14 protein-coding genes are annotated in these 16,792 nt (G+C 44.9%); 8 read left to right on the top strand and 6 right to left on the bottom strand.

The genetic code is table 11. The annotated features are described in order from the left end of the window. Nucleotides 1–165 precede the first annotated feature (165 nt). Together AB4Z08_RS11300 and AB4Z08_RS11295 are read left to right on the top strand one after the other, a co-directional pair. Nucleotides 166–1,203, top strand: coding sequence for a sensor histidine kinase (locus tag AB4Z08_RS11300; protein WP_441573835.1), 1,038 nt, complete (start codon nt 166–168; stop codon nt 1,201–1,203). Beyond that, nucleotides 1,196–1,873: a LytR/AlgR family response regulator transcription factor gene (locus tag AB4Z08_RS11295; protein ID WP_441573834.1), complete on the top strand. Its 678-nt coding sequence runs from the start codon at nt 1,196–1,198 to the stop codon at nt 1,871–1,873. Before AB4Z08_RS11300 ends, AB4Z08_RS11295 begins: the two co-directional genes overlap by 8 nt. Here AB4Z08_RS11295 and AB4Z08_RS11290 read toward each other — a convergent pair. Continuing rightward, nucleotides 1,868–2,704: an AraC family transcriptional regulator gene (locus tag AB4Z08_RS11290; protein WP_441573833.1), complete on the bottom strand. Its 837-nt coding sequence runs from the start codon at nt 2,702–2,704 to the stop codon at nt 1,868–1,870. The two genes, AB4Z08_RS11295 and AB4Z08_RS11290, sit on opposite strands and share 6 nt — an antisense overlap. A gap of 124 nt (nt 2,705–2,828) precedes the next feature. Between AB4Z08_RS11290 and AB4Z08_RS11285 the strand changes: the two genes are divergently transcribed. Then, nucleotides 2,829–3,245: a carboxymuconolactone decarboxylase family protein gene (locus AB4Z08_RS11285; RefSeq protein WP_441573832.1), complete on the top strand. Its 417-nt coding sequence runs from the start codon at nt 2,829–2,831 to the stop codon at nt 3,243–3,245. A 96-nt stretch (nt 3,246–3,341) separates the two neighbouring features. Continuing rightward, nucleotides 3,342–4,286, top strand: coding sequence for a zinc-dependent alcohol dehydrogenase family protein (locus tag AB4Z08_RS11280; RefSeq protein WP_441573831.1), 945 nt, complete (start codon nt 3,342–3,344; stop codon nt 4,284–4,286). Here AB4Z08_RS11280 and AB4Z08_RS11275 read toward each other — a convergent pair. After that, nucleotides 4,283–4,942: a suppressor of fused domain protein gene (locus AB4Z08_RS11275; RefSeq protein WP_441573830.1), complete on the bottom strand. Its 660-nt coding sequence runs from the start codon at nt 4,940–4,942 to the stop codon at nt 4,283–4,285. The genes AB4Z08_RS11280 and AB4Z08_RS11275 overlap by 4 nt on opposite strands. A gap of 59 nt (nt 4,943–5,001) precedes the next feature. Further along, complete coding sequence (locus tag AB4Z08_RS11270; protein WP_441573829.1) at nt 5,002–5,454, bottom strand: hypothetical protein; 453 nt, start codon at nt 5,452–5,454, stop codon at nt 5,002–5,004. Nucleotides 5,455–5,780: 326 nt separating this feature from the next. On the opposite strand from AB4Z08_RS11270, the gene AB4Z08_RS11265 reads away from it, so the two are divergent. The 4 genes from AB4Z08_RS11265 to AB4Z08_RS11250 are packed head-to-tail and all read left to right on the top strand — an operon-like array spanning nt 5,781 to nt 12,242. After that, nucleotides 5,781–8,975: a SusC/RagA family TonB-linked outer membrane protein gene (locus tag AB4Z08_RS11265; RefSeq protein WP_441573828.1), complete on the top strand. Its 3,195-nt coding sequence runs from the start codon at nt 5,781–5,783 to the stop codon at nt 8,973–8,975. Between the two features lie 45 nt (nt 8,976–9,020). Then, nucleotides 9,021–10,544, top strand: a complete 1,524-nt coding sequence (locus AB4Z08_RS11260) for a RagB/SusD family nutrient uptake outer membrane protein (RefSeq protein ID WP_441573827.1) — start codon at nt 9,021–9,023, stop codon at nt 10,542–10,544. Between the two features lie 36 nt (nt 10,545–10,580). Further along, nucleotides 10,581–11,234: a hypothetical protein gene (locus AB4Z08_RS11255; RefSeq protein ID WP_441573826.1), complete on the top strand. Its 654-nt coding sequence runs from the start codon at nt 10,581–10,583 to the stop codon at nt 11,232–11,234. A gap of 36 nt (nt 11,235–11,270) precedes the next feature. Beyond that, nucleotides 11,271–12,242: a hypothetical protein gene (locus AB4Z08_RS11250; protein WP_441573825.1), complete on the top strand. Its 972-nt coding sequence runs from the start codon at nt 11,271–11,273 to the stop codon at nt 12,240–12,242. Nucleotides 12,243–12,279: 37 nt separating this feature from the next. On the opposite strand, the gene AB4Z08_RS11245 is transcribed toward AB4Z08_RS11250, so the two are convergent. The 3 genes from AB4Z08_RS11245 to AB4Z08_RS11235 all read right to left on the bottom strand — a co-directional run bounded on the left by AB4Z08_RS11245 (nt 12,280) and on the right by AB4Z08_RS11235 (nt 16,791). Beyond that, the gene (locus AB4Z08_RS11245; protein ID WP_441573824.1) at nt 12,280–13,509 is read right to left on the bottom strand and encodes a DUF4998 domain-containing protein; all 1,230 of its coding nucleotides are present in this window, start codon (nt 13,507–13,509) and stop codon (nt 12,280–12,282) included. 67 nt (nt 13,510–13,576) lie between these two features. Beyond that, nucleotides 13,577–14,830: a DUF4959 domain-containing protein gene (locus AB4Z08_RS11240; protein WP_441573823.1), complete on the bottom strand. Its 1,254-nt coding sequence runs from the start codon at nt 14,828–14,830 to the stop codon at nt 13,577–13,579. A gap of 50 nt (nt 14,831–14,880) precedes the next feature. Continuing rightward, nucleotides 14,881–16,791 carry a RagB/SusD family nutrient uptake outer membrane protein gene (locus AB4Z08_RS11235; protein WP_441573822.1) on the bottom strand — a complete coding sequence of 637 codons (1,911 nt, stop codon included), beginning with the start codon at nt 16,789–16,791 and terminating at the stop codon, nt 14,881–14,883. Nucleotide 16,792: the final 1 nt, after the last annotated feature.

Below are 16,792 nucleotides of genomic sequence, written 5' to 3'. Positions count from 1 at the left end.
TGTTTGGTTGTTGACGATACAAGGATAGCGAATCCCTCCTGTTTGCATGATGAGCTGTCAACGAACAACGGGTTATGGTAAACAAACGGCAAAGTGGCGTCAATCATCGGAGGGCATTAGGAGAAAGAAAAATATTTGCCGACATTTATCCTACCAAACATCAACATGAAAAAACTATCTGACATAAAGCTATTTGAGTTGTACGTGTGGCTGGTACCCGCTTTTCTGTTGCTAAACCTGCTTGGTGATGCAATTGATAATCCCGGCAACTTCCCCGCGATAATTTTTAACGAAATCTGGTTAGCAGGTTATTTATCGATAGCGAATTACTCATTGTTTGAATACACCTTGCCGAAGCTAAGCCTGAAAAGATTTATCTCTTCGTTTTTTCGGGTATTGTTATACTGTTTTATTTTTTCGCTGGGGTTCTATCTCTGGCGGACGCTGGGCGTAACATTGCATATCTACACCACGCTGGGCAAGCCTATCACCATTGAAAAAAGAATCGGCGCCCTGACAGGCTATAGTATAGGATCGGTTTTATTTTTTGGTATCGTCAGACATATCTACAATTATATCCGGCTGAAACAGTCGGCGCAACAGTTACGCATTGCCAGTCAGCAGGCAGAGTTGAACTATCTTAAGTCTCAAACCAATCCACATTTTTTATTCAACACCCTGAATAATATCTATTCGCTGGCAAGAGATAAGTCTGACCTGGCGCCTGAATCCATTCTTCGTTTGTCGAAGATACTCCGGTACATGTTGTATGAAACCAGCGGGCCATACATTGCTATTGAACAGGATCTTAAAATCATCGATGACTACATCGCATTGGAGCAACTACGCTACGATGATTCCCTGCGCGTCAACTTCAATTATGACCTGGAAGATATGAAACAGTCGTTGCCTCCTCTACTGCTGATCCCGCTGGTTGAAAATGCTTTCAAGCACGGCGTATCCGAAACGAGGGAGCTCCCATTTGTAGATATTCATCTGTCTGTAAAAAACAGGCAGCTACTTTTTATAGTAAAAAATTCTACCGGTGATCCTTCCGGTGAAACCAAAGCAAAAGAAAATATAGGTCTTTCCAATCTGCGGCGGCAACTGGAATTGCTTTACACCGACTATCAACTGGACGTACAACAAGGGGACTTTGTATTTACCGCTACCTTAAAAATAAACCTTGCAAGCCATGCCTAAAATAAAGTGTATCATCATAGAAGACGAGCCGCTGGCGGTGAAAGTACTAAGCGATTATATTTCCGAAGTGCCCTTCCTGGAATTGCAGAAAGTATTTAAAGATGCTATCCTCGCCGCTGAATTCCTGTTGCATAACGAGGTAGATCTTATCTTTCTGGACATCCATCTACCTAAACTAAAAGGCATGGATTTCCTGAAAACATTGGCCAACCCGCCTGCTGTTATTGTTACCACAGCCTATCATCAATATGCCGTAGAAGGGTTTAACCTGAATGTAACGGACTACCTGCTAAAACCCTTTGAGTTTGCACGATTTCTAACGGCAGTAAATAAGGTCAATACAGAACAAAAGAAAGGATCAAATGAGAACAGGGACTTTATCTTTGTGAATATACAAAAGCGGAAAGTCAAGATTCTTTTTTCAGAGATATTGTATATTGAAAGTCAGCGTGAATACATTAAAATTGTTACCACCAGGAATGAGTATATCTCCAAGATGAGTACCAGTGAGATAGAAGAGCTGCTGCCAACGTTCATTTTCAAACGCATACACCGGTCTTTCATTGTTTCTGTCAACAAAATAGAATCCTACACGGCAGAGATGGTGGAGCTGAATGGCATATCGATACCTATTGGAAGAGGATATAAAGATGTAATAGATAAACTATAACCCCTTTCTGATCTCCCTCATCCCTTTACCAAAATATTTCTTCATCATCTTATTCAAATGGCTGCTATCAGTAAATCCTAATTCCCACGCGATTTCCGCTAAAGGAGTAGTCGTATAAATAGCACGGGATTCAGCAATTTGCAAACGTGATTTCAGCACAAAGTCCTGAAATCGTTCTGCAGCATTCCGCTGAAAATATTCACTGAAATAACTCTCAGCAATATTAAATTTAGCAGCCAGATAAGGTACTGATATTTTCTCCGGATCTAAAATATTGAAGGAGATAAAATTCCATAAATCGATAAACTTCCTGTCTTTGAATGTACGCCCCTGTAATACCTTTTTCTGTATGTTACGCGACAAAATACCCAGGATAGATACCAATGTATTCTGGATAATAAAAGCGGAGCAAATATCTTTTCGCTCATATTCAAAGAGTACCACATCGAGCAGTCTTTTCACCTGGCTTTTGTCTTCCGGGTCATTGATGATCTCTCCGGGATCACGATCATGGTTGCCTAAAATAAAGTTGAGCCGGCTAAACCAGGAGCTATAGTCCAGTTGATCTTTTTCCCTGGACATAAAATAACTTCCGGTAAAACGAATGAACAGAAACAACGTGGGCTTTTCTATGATATACATGTGGCATTTAGCAGCCGGCAGTAGAAAGATACCGTTTTCCGCATATTTTCGTTTGATATAATTTACGCTTTGCAGACCTTCTCCCCGAAGAATATATACCAGTTCAAAGAAATTATTTTTCCTGTTCCTCTCGCTCCACTCGTGGTATTCAGCGATCTCAATAGCAAATGTGTCGTGCAGGTAATCCATATAGCAAAAGTACGAAGGTTGATCCGGTTAAATATCGCTTTCCAATCACGTTACTGTTTTCTCAGAGGTTATTACCGTTAATTTAACGGTAAGAGATCCAATTTTGCCCTACAATAAACGAATCATGGATTACAAAACCATCTCAAAAGAAACGATTGGATTCCTCTATCAGGCACATGCCAGCATCCGGAAATCCGGACTGGACAACAAATTGATTGCCCTGGCAGAATTGCGGGTATCTCAATTAAACGGCTGCGCATATTGCTGCAGTTTTCATAACCAGGAGCTAAGGGACATGGGACTTCACCAGGAAGTACTCGACAGATTGCCCGGCTGGAAGCATTCTAAAGCCTTTGATCATCAACAGGAATTGGTGTTGCAATGGGCAGAGGCCATCACATTGATGCAGGAAGATTTATCCTCACTACGCGAAATGCTGGACAAACAATTTACCCCAAAGGAAGTGGTGGAGCTGACTGCCAGCATTTCCCTCATGAATGCACTCAACCGGCTTCGCATCACACTGGGAGAAAAAGATTAATTAACATCAAAGCATTATAATTATATGAAAGCTGTTGTATTAGAAAAATTTGGAATTGACCATTTCAATATCCGGGAAATTAAAACCCCGAAACCTATGCGCAATGAGGTTCTGGTGAAAATCAAAGCAGTATCTTTAAACTACCTGGACGGCATAGTGGCAAATGGAAGCTTCAACGACAAACTTGAATTTCCTTATATCCCCGCATCAGATGGCAGCGGTATTGTAGCGGAAATCGGACCAGACGTTACCCAGTGGAAAATCGGAGATCATGTGGCCATACAATATGTACAAAAATGGACAAAAGGCGCTATCACGAAAGAAAGTAATTCAATAAGGGTGGCCTGGCAAACGCCTGGCGTGATGGCAGAATATGTATGCATTCCTGAGTATGGACTGGTAAAATCACCGGGCAACCTCAGCTTCGAAGAAGCTGCCACACTTCCCATCGCAGCAGTAACCGCCTGGCATGCTTTAATCAACCAGGCTCATTTACAATTGGGACAAACGGTGCTCACCCAGGGTACCGGCGGGGTTTCCCTTTTTGCGCTTCAAATAGCCCAGGCAGCAGGTGCCCGGGTAATTGCCACCACCAGCAGCGATGAAAAAGCAGCAAGATTGAAACAACTTGGCGCCACCGCCGTGATTAATTATAATAATTATCCCGACTGGCATCAGCAGGTACTTACGCTGACAAATGGAGAAGGTGTGGATATCACCTTAGATATTGCCGGCACGGCAACAATAGGACAATCCTTACTGTCTGTAAAAGAAAACGGCTTTGTAGGTACTGCAGGCTTCATTACCGGCACCTCTCTTCCCCTGGATATACACGCACATAAAATCAATATGTCGTTTCTGAGGATTCAGGGATTGGCGGTTGGCAGCGCGGAAAGCTTTACTGCCTTAAACCGGGCCATCGAAGTAGCGGATATACATCCGGTTATTGATAGCGTGTTTACCATGGAACAGGTGCGTGATGCCTACCAACTATTGGAGCGGGGGAAGTATTTTGGAAAGATTGTTATTACAGTTCCTTAAGACTTCCTGTTCAGGTCTGTTATCAGCAAAGGGTTATCTCTTTTTAATTCACTGATCAATGCAGCCACCGTATTAGTAGTAGGGTGCTGCATTACCCTTTCCAGTTCAGCGTTTGTTACCCCCACCAGTTGCAGGAAAGACACTTCGCCATGTGGGGTTTCCATTCTTCCGAGTTCAGGATCAAGGGCTATTACAAAACCCGTTATTTCGGTATCAGTATCCAATCTTATGGGGCCTTTCGCAGGTATAAAATGATTTTCCTCAAACCACTTTCCGCTTTTAAACACATATCGCGCAAGGTTATTCATTACGTGCACCGCCCAAATTGGATCTTCTTTATCTTTTGCAAATGGCTTCAGCCGGAAGGTAAATTCAAAACCCCATTTACTGAATTCACCGCCCGCCTTTTCATGATCATAATAGAGCTCGGACATGCCATAGCTGATAATATGACGATGCGGTTCCTGTTTAGCGGAATCATAAATGCTAACGCCATCTATAGGATCGGTACCACCTACTGCAAAGTGAATGCCGCAGAGCGGCCCGTAATGGCGAGGTTCTGTTTTACCATAAACGCCTTCCAGGGCATTGTCTATTGAAAGCCAGCCAACTGCATCTTCCGCTTTATATCGTTGTTTATATGCTTCTGGTGTCATGGGAAAATTGGGATATCTATCTCTAATATAATATTATTTATTAAAAAATGCCACCCCGGTTAGACTCCCCGTCTACGCCTCAGCTCTCTCCCACTCCTGCTGGCTATAAAAAAGAAGAACAACATTATTCCTGTAAACATAGCCGGTATCATGATCGGAAAATCATCCACTTTCATAAAGGCAGCTATCCACAGACCGAGCACAAAAGGCGACATCAGCCAGCCAATTATATAGCCAAGTATCCGGGCTACCTTATGCTCCCTGTCACTGGCATTGCTCCATCCCGAAGATCGGGCGGGGCGACTATCAGGTACATTTCTATAGGTAGTGGTATAGGTGTTGATGGTGGTATGCACCACCGGGTCGGGACGGTAATTGGGATTGCTCACCCTGAACTGCGAACCACAATATTCGCACTGGATCGTTGATTCCGGCCGATTGCTGCCGGACATTGCGGGCTGCGAAAATACTGTTGCGCCACAACCTGGGCATTTTGTGTGCTGAATACTCAAATTCTGATCATTTAACTTCCTGCAAAAGTATACTTTTTATCTTCCTGTCCCCTCCCCGGCAAAAATACTCAGCCAGCCATACTTAACCACAACTTAACAAAATGCAATTACAAGAAGTTAAATTCTGCATATTAATAGAATAATTAAATTCTAATTTTAATGTCAGATTGACACTAATTAATTTAGCACCTGGTGATTCACAACGTTATTGAAGGCTATCCCTTTTCCCCCTGCTGTTTAGATTATTGTGATCGGCTGTCTGTTTAAACCAATCGTGCTCTGCTTACTTAGGCCAATAAATATTAACCAAAATCAAATGATTTAATATGAGAGAATGCCTTCGCCTCCCATTGCTATTATGTTGTATCATAATAGCATCCCTGCATGAAGTAAAAGCGCAACAGCCGGTCATGGTATCCGGTACTGTAAAGAGCAACGATGGAACACCCTTGCCAGGTGCCAGCGTTGTTGAAAAAGGCCTCCCTGCCAACGCGGTCATGACAGATCCAAACGGAAATTTTACGTTGCGCCTGATGCGGGAAAATAATTTTCTTTCCATCAGTTATATCGGCTTTGAAACCGGCACCATCAAAGCAGGTAGCGGTAAATTGCAGATTACATTGAAACCTTCCCAGAAAGCACTGAATGATGTAGTGGTCATTGGTTATCAAAGTGTGAAAAGAAGAAATGTGACGGCCGCCGTTTCCTCTATGAGTGGCAAGGATATCCAGGATATGCCACAAGCCAGCTTCGATCAGATGCTACAGGGACGCCTTGCCGGCGTAAGCGTATTGTCCAGCACCGCGGAACCCGGACAACGCTCCAATATCGTGATCCGCGGCGCCACCAACGTTGACTATGGCAACGCCAACGGAGGAAATACCGGCCCACTATATGTAATAGATGGCGTTATCTTCGACATTAATACCATCGGTAGCTCTTACAGTGGTACCAACCCCCTCAGCTTAATCAATCCCAATGATGTGGAATCCATCGATGTGCTCAAAGATGCCTCTGCATCCGCTATATATGGCGCACGCGGCGGAAACGGGGTGATTATCGTTAAAACAAAAAGCGCTAAAAGAGGACGACCACAGGTATCCGTATCAGGATATTTGGGCGCCACCACTCAACCCGCACTGCGAAATGTAACCACCGGCGCAGCGGAAAGAAGATTGAAAATGGACCTGATCACCCGCCTCGCTCCTTATGCTGAAATCAGGGATGGATTTATCCCCGTTCAACTGACAGACAGCCTCAATCCGGCCTTTAACAACAATGTAGACTGGCAGTCGATGATGGTAAGAGACCAGGCACTGGTCAACAACCAGGATGTAGCCATTGCAGGCTTCCTTGGCAGCGCCAACTACCGCGTTTCCTTAAATCATTATAATGAACAGGGATTATTAAAAGGATTCTCTATAGACCGGCTGTCTCCTAATCTGAGCTTATCCGTAAGCCCCAGGAAAGGGCTACAGGTAAATACCAACCTGATGATTACTTCCGAAAAACGTAATCACGGAACCGGCGGTGGCTCCGGGCAACTTTTTGCTTCCTGGAATTTCCCTACCTCCTTTGCACAGCTTACCCCACAACAGATTGCCTTATTCAACGGACAAGCCAACCCATTCGATGACAATAATATTTTTGCTTACAACGGCTCCATCGGTGTAGTAGATACCCTGGTGAAAAATGTTGTTTTCCACAGTACTTACGCCGCTAATAATTATATCGACAAATGGGCTTACTTCTCCCCAAAAGAATTGAATGGTATTTCCAATATGGCATTCGATATCACGTCCAGCAACCCTTCCTGGTCGTTTGAAAATTACGCGGAATATAACACCCTGATCAACAAACATCATATTAACCTGGTAGCAGGCGCCTCTGCCTATGCGGTGAAAAATTACAGTACCTGGGCACAGGCACAAGGCATCTCTGTTACCGGCATACATACATTGCAAACAATTCCTCCCGGCTCCTCCCTGAGTGTGACCAGTAGCCAGCAGAAAAAAACAACGTTGTCGTACTATGCCCGTCTATCCTACGACTACGAAGGCAAATATATGCTGACCGCCTCTTTCAGAAGAGATGCCAGCTCTATCTACAGCCCGGAATACCGATGGGGAACTTTCCCTGCATTCTCAGCCGGATGGATTGTGTCTGATGAGCATTTCTTTCAACCCGTAAAAAATGTGGTGAACTTCCTTAAAGTAAGAGCCAGCTGGGGAGTTACCGGTAATGATCCCGGTTCCTTCTACGCCAAATACCAGGGCCTCTATAATGACGGTTCTTTCCTGGGTGGCAGCACCGGAATTATTGTCCCTAACGGCACCTTTCCTATTGCAGGTGGAACACCTTCTACCTATAATGGCACGCCCGTCATATCTCCCTACCCTTATTACAATGGCTTCTCCTCACAGGGAATCAGTGCCAGTAATAGTGTGAGATGGGAAAGATTTATCCAACCGGATATTGGAATCGATATGTCATTGTTCAATGATAGAATAGGCATTACTGCAGACTGGTACCGCAAAGATGCAAAGGATAAATATTTTTACCAGGTACCGGCCCAGACTACTACCGGCTACCGCTTCTATGCAGGGAACTTTGCGAATGTACGGAACGAGGGAATAGAACTGGCCATTAATACGCACAACTTAAATCCCCGTGCAGCCTTCCAATGGAATACCAACTTCAATATCTCTTTCAATAAAAACTATGTTACCAGACTCCCTAACAACAACCGGGACTTTCTGTTTGGTGAATCCTGGTTCCAGCAATCTCTTACTATGGGCGAGCCTTTATACAACTACAAAGTATACCAGATCAATGGCGCCTTCCCTACAGAAGCCAGTGTACCAACAGATCCTATGACAGGCAAAAAACTCACCTACCTCGGCAAAACGCTGCATGCCGGTGATCCCAGCTACCAGGACATGAACGGTGATTATAATATCGATTATGATGATAAAGTAATTGCCGGCAACCCACTGCCCAAAGTAACCGGTGGATTCGGCAACAGCTTTAGTTACAAAGGCATCAGCTTAAATATTTTCTGCTCTTTCCTGACCGGCCGAAAAATTTTCAACGGCTACCTGTCTGATGCGTTAAATGGTAGCAGATCCTACTCCTGGTGGGGAACGAATGCAGGACCAGCCGTATTAACGAATGTGTTAAATCAGTTCTGGCAACATCCCGGAGATATGAGTAAATACCCTACCCTGGTGTCTTCTGATGGTGCGAGCGATCGCTATAATATTGCCAGCTCCTATTTTGTGGAAGACGGCAGCTTTCTCCGCGTAAAACAGGTATCGTTGTCCTACAACTTCCCGGCCCGCTGGGTACAGTCCATGCGCATACGCTCCTTCAATGTTTTTGGTATGGCAGACAACCTCCTGACATTCAAAAGAAGTCCTACTATACCTGATCCGGAACTCGTAGATCCTACCACAGGCTCTTCCAACATGGCTTATCCTGCTGTCAGGAAATTTACGATTGGCATCAGAGCGGAACTATAATTCCGGTTGTTCAAAATCTTCCATTCTAACTTTTAAACATCAGCAATGAAACCAATAAACTGGCTTATTCTGTTTACGATATCTACCCTGGTCTTTACTTCCTGTAAGAAATTCCTGGACCAGGATCCTGATAGTCAGGCTACCGACCAGACCACCTGGAAATCTGAAGGAGATGCTAATTCATCCGTAGCAGCGTGTTACTCGTTGCTGAGAAGTGCACTCAATGCTTCCATCACGCATTATGCTTATGGTGATTTGCCCACCGATGAATTCAATAGTGAATTTGTTACAGGCGGCGCAGATAACTCCTTCAAAAAAGTAGCCGGCATGCAATGGGAAGGAAGTGTACCTCCTGCCAACAGTTATGTGGAACTGCTCAAATTAAGGGTCTATTCCAACTTCTATACAACGATCGCACAAGCCAACCGCTGCCTGCATTTCCTGAATCTCATGCCGGCCGCTGTATTTGCCGGTAGTGATGCCGCAGCGCAACAGGCAAAGAAAAATCAATACATCGGAGAAGCTTATTTCGTACGGGCGTTCGCGTATTTTTATATGTCAAGGGTATGGGGAGATGTCCCTCTGGTGACCAGCTACTATCCCGATGTGGCCACCGCACCACAGGTAGCCCGGTCACCTCAGAAAGATATACTCGCCCAATGTGTCGCCGACCTCACATTGGCCAAACAATACCTTCCCTGGAAAGATAATAACTCCGCCGACAAAATTGTAAGAGGAGACAAAGGCAATGTATTTGCCCTGATGGCACATATCTACGCCTGGAAAAGCAGCTATGATAGCTGTCGCATGGCTTGCGACTCCGTCATCAGTTCAGGTAGTTATTCGCTGGTGCCTGCCAGTGATTATCTTTCTATCTATAAAGGACAATCACCCGAAGGTATTTTCGAAATATCCAACAACCAGCTGAAAGAAAGCCTGGTAGCTGCGCAGAGCATATCCGGGCAAACCCTGGCATCGCCTTATATCAACAATATCACCGTTCCGCTATGGCAGCTGAATACAGGAGTAGTTAACACCCTGTTCTATGACACTACCGATATCCGGTTTAAAAAATCATTTGTCACCATTGCTACCGGTACTACCAGCTTTATATCCTGTATCAAATATTCCAATATACAATACATCGACCCCAGTAAACAACCGCAGTTTACCGTGGCGCAAAACAATATTATCATCTTCCGCCTTGCAGATATTAAACTGTTGAAAGCCGAGGCCATGGCCGCAGGAACAAACCCTGATTTTGGAGGGGCACTTTCTATTGTAAATGAAATAAGATCCCGTGCTGGACTCACCAAACCGCTCACAGGTATTACCGGCCGCCCATTGTTAGATACCATCACCGCAGAACGTGGACGGGAGCTATTCCTGGAAGGTCACCGGTTTTACGACCTGGTAAGACTCGCCAGGAACACCGGCGTAGTGAAATTTCCTTTTATTTCAACAGGTGAGTTTGCTGCCGGCAAATATTACTGGCCACTGGATCCCAGCTTATTTCTCACCAATTCAAAGTTAGTACAAACGCCTTTCTGGCAAGGAAAACTTAAATAAAGTAGCGGTCATATTTCAACTTAAAAAAAACAAACCATGAAAACGTTACATAAAAACTGGAAAACTGCGATCGTGGCTATCATAGCAATAGGGATCATTTCCTGCAAAAAGGACGGCTACCTGACAGATGGGGGAAAGCACAGTGTTAATACACCACTGAGTACCTATGATTATTTAAAGCAACACAGCGCCCATTATTTTGATACCACCATACTGCTCATCGATCATTTCAACCTGAAAGATTCCGTCAATAAATCGGCTACCTTTTTCGCCTTTACCAACTTCTCTGTAAAGCTGATGATGACGAACCTGAATGTGACCAGTCTTGATCAGCTGTACGACAGTATTAGTTCCAGGCTGATTACCCAGTATTTATTCGGAGATAACATCAGCCTGGATAATGTCAGCAGTACCCCGGTATCCAAAAGCAACTGGGCGGGCGTAACAGCTCCCTGTGCGGTAAAAACCATCACCGGCTCTTACGCGGTATGGCTTTCCGGATCTGCACCTATATTCAGCTATTATTCCCTGCAGTATATAAAGGTCAATGGCGCGTTGGATGGCTCTCCCGGTGCACCGGAAGGAGATCCTGTAGATATCGCAATTACCTGTCAAACTACAGGCATAAAAACGTCTACAGGCACTACGCTGCATGTACTGGCCAACAATGCACAGCTCACCAAAAGATAATTGTTCAGATTATTCATGCCTAAACCAGCCTCATATATGCTTAGCAATAAAATAAACCGACTAACACCCACCTGCCTGCTACTGGCCATCCTGGGAATTTATAGCTGCGAAAAAGTGGAGAAAGGATTTTTGAGTGACAGCATCTACTATATTGAAAATCCTTTTACTATTCAGCAGGGTATCACTGCTACTTCTTCCACATTGGTGGCAGATGGTTCCACCAGTCCACTAAGAGTAGTGCTGGCAGGCGTTCGTAATAAAAAGAACAACGCAAAAGCAGACAGCATGTTCATCACCCCTCAGATGATGAGTACTTATACAGATGCAGTTACTTATGAAGATTCTACACTGGCCAGATTGAAAGCCAAATTGAGAGATAGCCTCGTAGCACCTTTTAGTATCAACCCTATCGGAGGGCGTTTGCAATTCACTCAAACCTCTTTGTTTATTGATCCGGGGTCCTACAGCATAGATGTAGCCGTATCCAATGTGAAAGGAGAAAAGACGCTGCGGGACGCGTGTAATATCATCGTTACACCGATGACTACCATCGATACCCTACTCTATAAAAGCTGGACTACGGCTGATGCAGCAGGAAACTTCTATTCTCTTCCGGATAACTTACAGATGGATATCACCCACAATGGCCAAGGACCAAACAGGATCATTTTTCAATGGAAAGATAAAAACGGTGATTTTTTTAATCCGGCAGCGGGAGAAGTGTACGGCCGCGATCAACGTCCCAGTTTTAAACACTGGGATCCCTATTATCCGGAAGTTAAAACAACTACAGCCATCGAATATGAATATCCACAGGGAATTCCGGAGCTGCCGGCATTTCCGTCAACGGCTATTGGTTTCGACAATGGTATTTGTTACTATCGGGTGGATATGAAGTATACAGACATCGGGTTACATGTGAACACAGTGTCTTCTATCAAATACTATGTTACCAAAGGAACTTATACGATTACTTATTATCTCAACAACGTGGTGAGGAAAAAATAAAATGAGTGGAAGCAAATTGCTTCCACTCATTTTATTTTTATTGTTTACTAAACATGGTCACCTCACTTATATTCACAGAATTGGAATTATTCACCGTACGTACTACCCTGATACGTATATAACGTGCCGGTGGCGCCTGTGGGATGAAATCAAACTTCATGGCGGCATTACCATCATCTCCCCTGATAGCAGTAGTGAGCAATGTCCATCCTTTGCTGCTCATTTCAGCAGCCCATCCCGGATCAGTACTTTTCAGGGAGGTAGCCGCATTGGTAACATCTGCAATACCCCATACCTCAAATTCAGCCGGATTATTACAGCAGTTCCTGCCTGTTTCTTCGATCCGCCCCAGGTTGTATATTTTGCCCATATCAAAAGTGAGGGTGCGTGGCAGCGGTGTGTTCGATCCCTGATCATCACTGTGGAAAATATTAGGATAACCCTGCGGTCCTACGCTACCATCCCACAATTTGCTCACACGGGTATCTGACTGATAGATACCCATATCATTTGGCAGGTCATGCTCCTGGAATAAACTTTTATCGCAGGCCACCAGTTTAAAGATGTCCGGGAAGGTATCGTAATTGTTGGTATAAAAAGTATCCAGTGCTCCTTTTCCGGGAATGTAGGAAGACTGATAAGTAACCGGCTTACCTGCTTTATAGCTGGGTAAATTAATGGAGTCTGCGGTGCCCGGAATTGTAGCCATTGCCTCTACACCGGCAGCATTGGTGTATTTGATGTTGGTGGCAATATTAATCGTATCCGGTATGCTGAAAAACAACGTAACAGTACCATCCTCACGTATTTCATAGGGTTTGGTGGCATCAGGCAAACGGTTATGAAGTGTACTCCGGTAAATGTTGCCATACGCATGTGCGTTATCTATTTCTGTTACAATAGACCTGTTTCCGGCCGCATCAAAGGAATACAGAAAAAACGTATAGGCGTACTCGCTTAATCCCGGAATCAGGCAACGCACTGTATCGGTGGGCTTATGAGAAGTGGCAGTAATAACAACAGAATCCTGCCGGTTATTCCAGTACAGCACATACTTGCTGATACTGGGATCCGAGCTGGGTTTCCAGCCGATGGCCAGCCGGCCGTTACCAGGATAAATGGTAATGCCGGATACCGTACCGGGATACTGGATTTCCTTATTGCCCAGGAAATCCCTGAAATCAGTAGCTTTCCGGCTGCACGCTATGAAGAGGAACAAACCACAAAGTGGCAAGAGGAGTTTTGTAACTAAATGATACTTTCTCATCTCATAATATTTTTTAATAAAATAACTTTTAAAAGAATGCGGGTAAAGGAGATGCAGCGATAACGTGCTACCTGTTATCCCCCCATATGCTGAGTTCCATTATGTGAAAGAATTCATTGCTATGTGCCGCATTGGTAACACATTCAAACCGCATGTATCGTACTTTAGGCAGGCTCAGTGAAAAGTTATATCCAAAACCTGCGTTCCAGAAAGCCAGATCAGCGTTGTTATATGCCGGAGATACCAGTCCGGATGGTTGGGCAGGCAAATGGTAAACACCCATGTTGATCCAACCGCCCGGTGTGGCCTGGCCTAATGGAGGCAGATTAGTAGTATCCGGTAATATTTCATCCACCGGCTGATCCGCACGCCCCCACATCACCCAGGTATCCGGATTACCGTATCCCCAGAGATAGGTACCGTCATCCAATCCGCGCCCCCACATTGTAAAGCGGCTTAGCTTGGCTACCTGCCCCATATCAAAAGTGACCCATTTAGGTAATGGCGCCGTAGTAGGATAAGTAGAGTGATAGCCGGGCCTTCCCAGGTTACCATCCCACATGTAACGCAGTTCCCATCCAAAGCTAAAACCATCGTCAGAATTCAGCTTGTACACATTGAACTTCGACTTATCCATCATGGTTTCGTAAAGCGGTTTAACGGTGGCATACACCGTATCAGAGATGTTTCCAAACTCATCGGCCAGGTAGATTCCAAATTTCCGTGGAATGGTATCATAGCCCCTGATACTATAGGAGATATTTTCCTGGTTCGTATAGTTCTGATTTTTGATTTCCATTTTACGTGTGGTGGCATCTTCTGTAATAGTGATGATACCGATGTTATCTTTTGCGGTATTGGTCACACTGATGTTCACCCCGCCAAAGTCGGCCTGCATAACAACCGTAGGCAGCGCCTGCAGATAGGTAGGTGTGCCCGGATGTACGGTCACATTCACCGGATCCGACTTTACATCTGCCCGTGAAACCGCATACAGTTTCACGGTATAATCCTGGCTTTTGGCAAAGCCACCTACCGTAATGGTATCGGTGTAAAAGGAGGCTTTGGTTTGCCTGCTTTTAGTATCATTGATCAGGTACTCCGCCTGTACATACAATACATTTTTGGAATCAGGCAACGTATAGGTAATATAGGCGCCCCCATTCCTGTTGATCACTTTAACGTTGGAAACCGGCTGCGGCTTTGTCTTATCATTGGAAATGACATCATTGTATCCCTCGCTTTTCTTACAGCCCAACTGTAGCAGGCCTAATGCCATCAGCGGTATTAACACGCGGCTTATTTTATATATAGCGTCCATACAAAAAATTAAAACTGGTTTGAAATGATTTTATGCTTACCCTCCTGTTATCACCAATAAGGTGTTTGTATCAGGTTAGGATTGGTGAGCAAGTCGTAGTCCTGGATGGGAAACAGGTAATCTCTCAACCCGAATACCGGCTGGTATACATTGCTCAGCTGATAAAATCCCTGCGTCGTACGCTGTCTGAAATTCCAACCCTGGAAAGGTCCGTTGAGTACTGCCTGCAGTTCTTTCCATCTTCTGAGATCCCATCCTGCCTGTCCTTCAAATGCCAGTTCTATTCTCCTCTCCTGGTGGATAATGGTCCTTAAACCGTCTTTTGAGGCGTATTTAGAAGGATTACGGGAGAAGTTGGACCATGCCTGTACCACTCCGGGTAAGCCGGCCCTTTCCCTCACCTTATCGATATAGCTATATACTTCGGCGCCGGGACCATTGGCTTCGTTTAAACACTCGGCATATAACAACCATAAAGCGGGTAAGCGCATAAATGGCCATGAGTAATTTGTTTGTACGGAAGTTTGTCCGAAGGCGGTTTGCCATGGTACCAGTTTCTTGGGCCAGTAGCCGGTAACATTATAACGGGTAGGGGTATACGCAGCAAAACCATTTACGGCGTTTACGTAGTTGGCATTGTTATCGTCCGTGTTGGCAGAGCCAAACCAGATACCGCCGTCAAAGGCTACATCTGCATAATACCGGGCTTCTCTGTAAAAATTACCGCGGGCAGTGGTGTATCCTTTCCGGATATAATACCGGTGTTCATCATCGCCGGTCTGCAGTTTATAGCGGTTAGCATAATCCCAGGTTCTGTCTTCACTGATAGGTACACCGTTTTGTGTATAAAACAATTCTGATTCTGCCATCGGAACGGAGAAATTGGAGTACACGGCAAACCCATTGGAAGCGGCATCCGCTGTCACCCGTGGAGAAGCCATATACTGCCATCCAAACTGTGGGTTGAGGGTCCATATCTGTTCGGTGTTCCATGGATCGGTGAGGGCGCCCTGCAATGTAAGCAGCTGTTTGGTGGCGTCTGACATATGTACAATGCCTCCGCTTGCCCGGAACTGGTACAGGGCAGCTCCTGTTGAAACAGCGGCATCAATGGCTGCTTTGCTGGCAACAGCCGCACGTTGCCATTTGGTAGCATCATATGCTGCCGGGAACAAACTTTCTCCTTCCTTTCCTTTGATAGCGGCGTAATCCGGGTTGCCGTTAAACAACGGGCTCGCCTGTGTAGCCAGCACTTCTGCTTTTACAGCTTTTGCAATCACAGAAGTAATACGGCCGGCTTCTGCACCTGCATTTTGTATCACATCCGGCAAATCAGGCATGGCCTGATCCAACAGGGCTACCACATAGCCAAAACAGGAATCCACAGACTGCTGTTTGAGCCGTGCTTCAGCAGAAGGTATATTGATAGGTAAGGCCACATCTGCAATAGGAATAGGACCATACATCCTGATCAGCCAGTAATGATAATAGGCTTTCAGAAATTTAGCTTCCGCTACCCATCTTTTACGCTGATATGCTGTCAGGTCCAGTGGCTGATGCACATTGTCCAGGAATGTATTGCACATGCGGATAGATTGCCACAGGTTCAATCCCATGTTATACCCATCCCAGTAATTTAATAACGGGTTGGGACTATTCTGCAAACCACGCATGACATTAAAACCATTATCGCCGCCCTCACCCCCTAATGTTTTTTTATCCAGCAGGTCTATAGGGAAGATCACTTCTCCGGAACTGGTAAAACCTGCATTGCGCCTTACATCGGCCAGATTCTGCATACTGGAGTAACAACCAAACAGATAAGCCTGTGTTTCATTTGCATTGGCAAATGAACTGTTCAGCGTAGCCACATTGTCCGGAGTAATATCTAAGTATTTTTTACAGGATACTGATAAAATGACCGGCAATACCACTAACAATGTTCTTTTAAGAAATCTCATT

This window comes from Chitinophaga sp. RAB17, assembly GCF_052114225.1.
In the GTDB taxonomy this organism is placed as follows: domain Bacteria; phylum Bacteroidota; class Bacteroidia; order Chitinophagales; family Chitinophagaceae; genus Chitinophaga.
The sequence above is the reverse complement of the archived record's forward strand: the minus strand, read 5'-3'. Positions and strand labels throughout refer to the sequence as shown.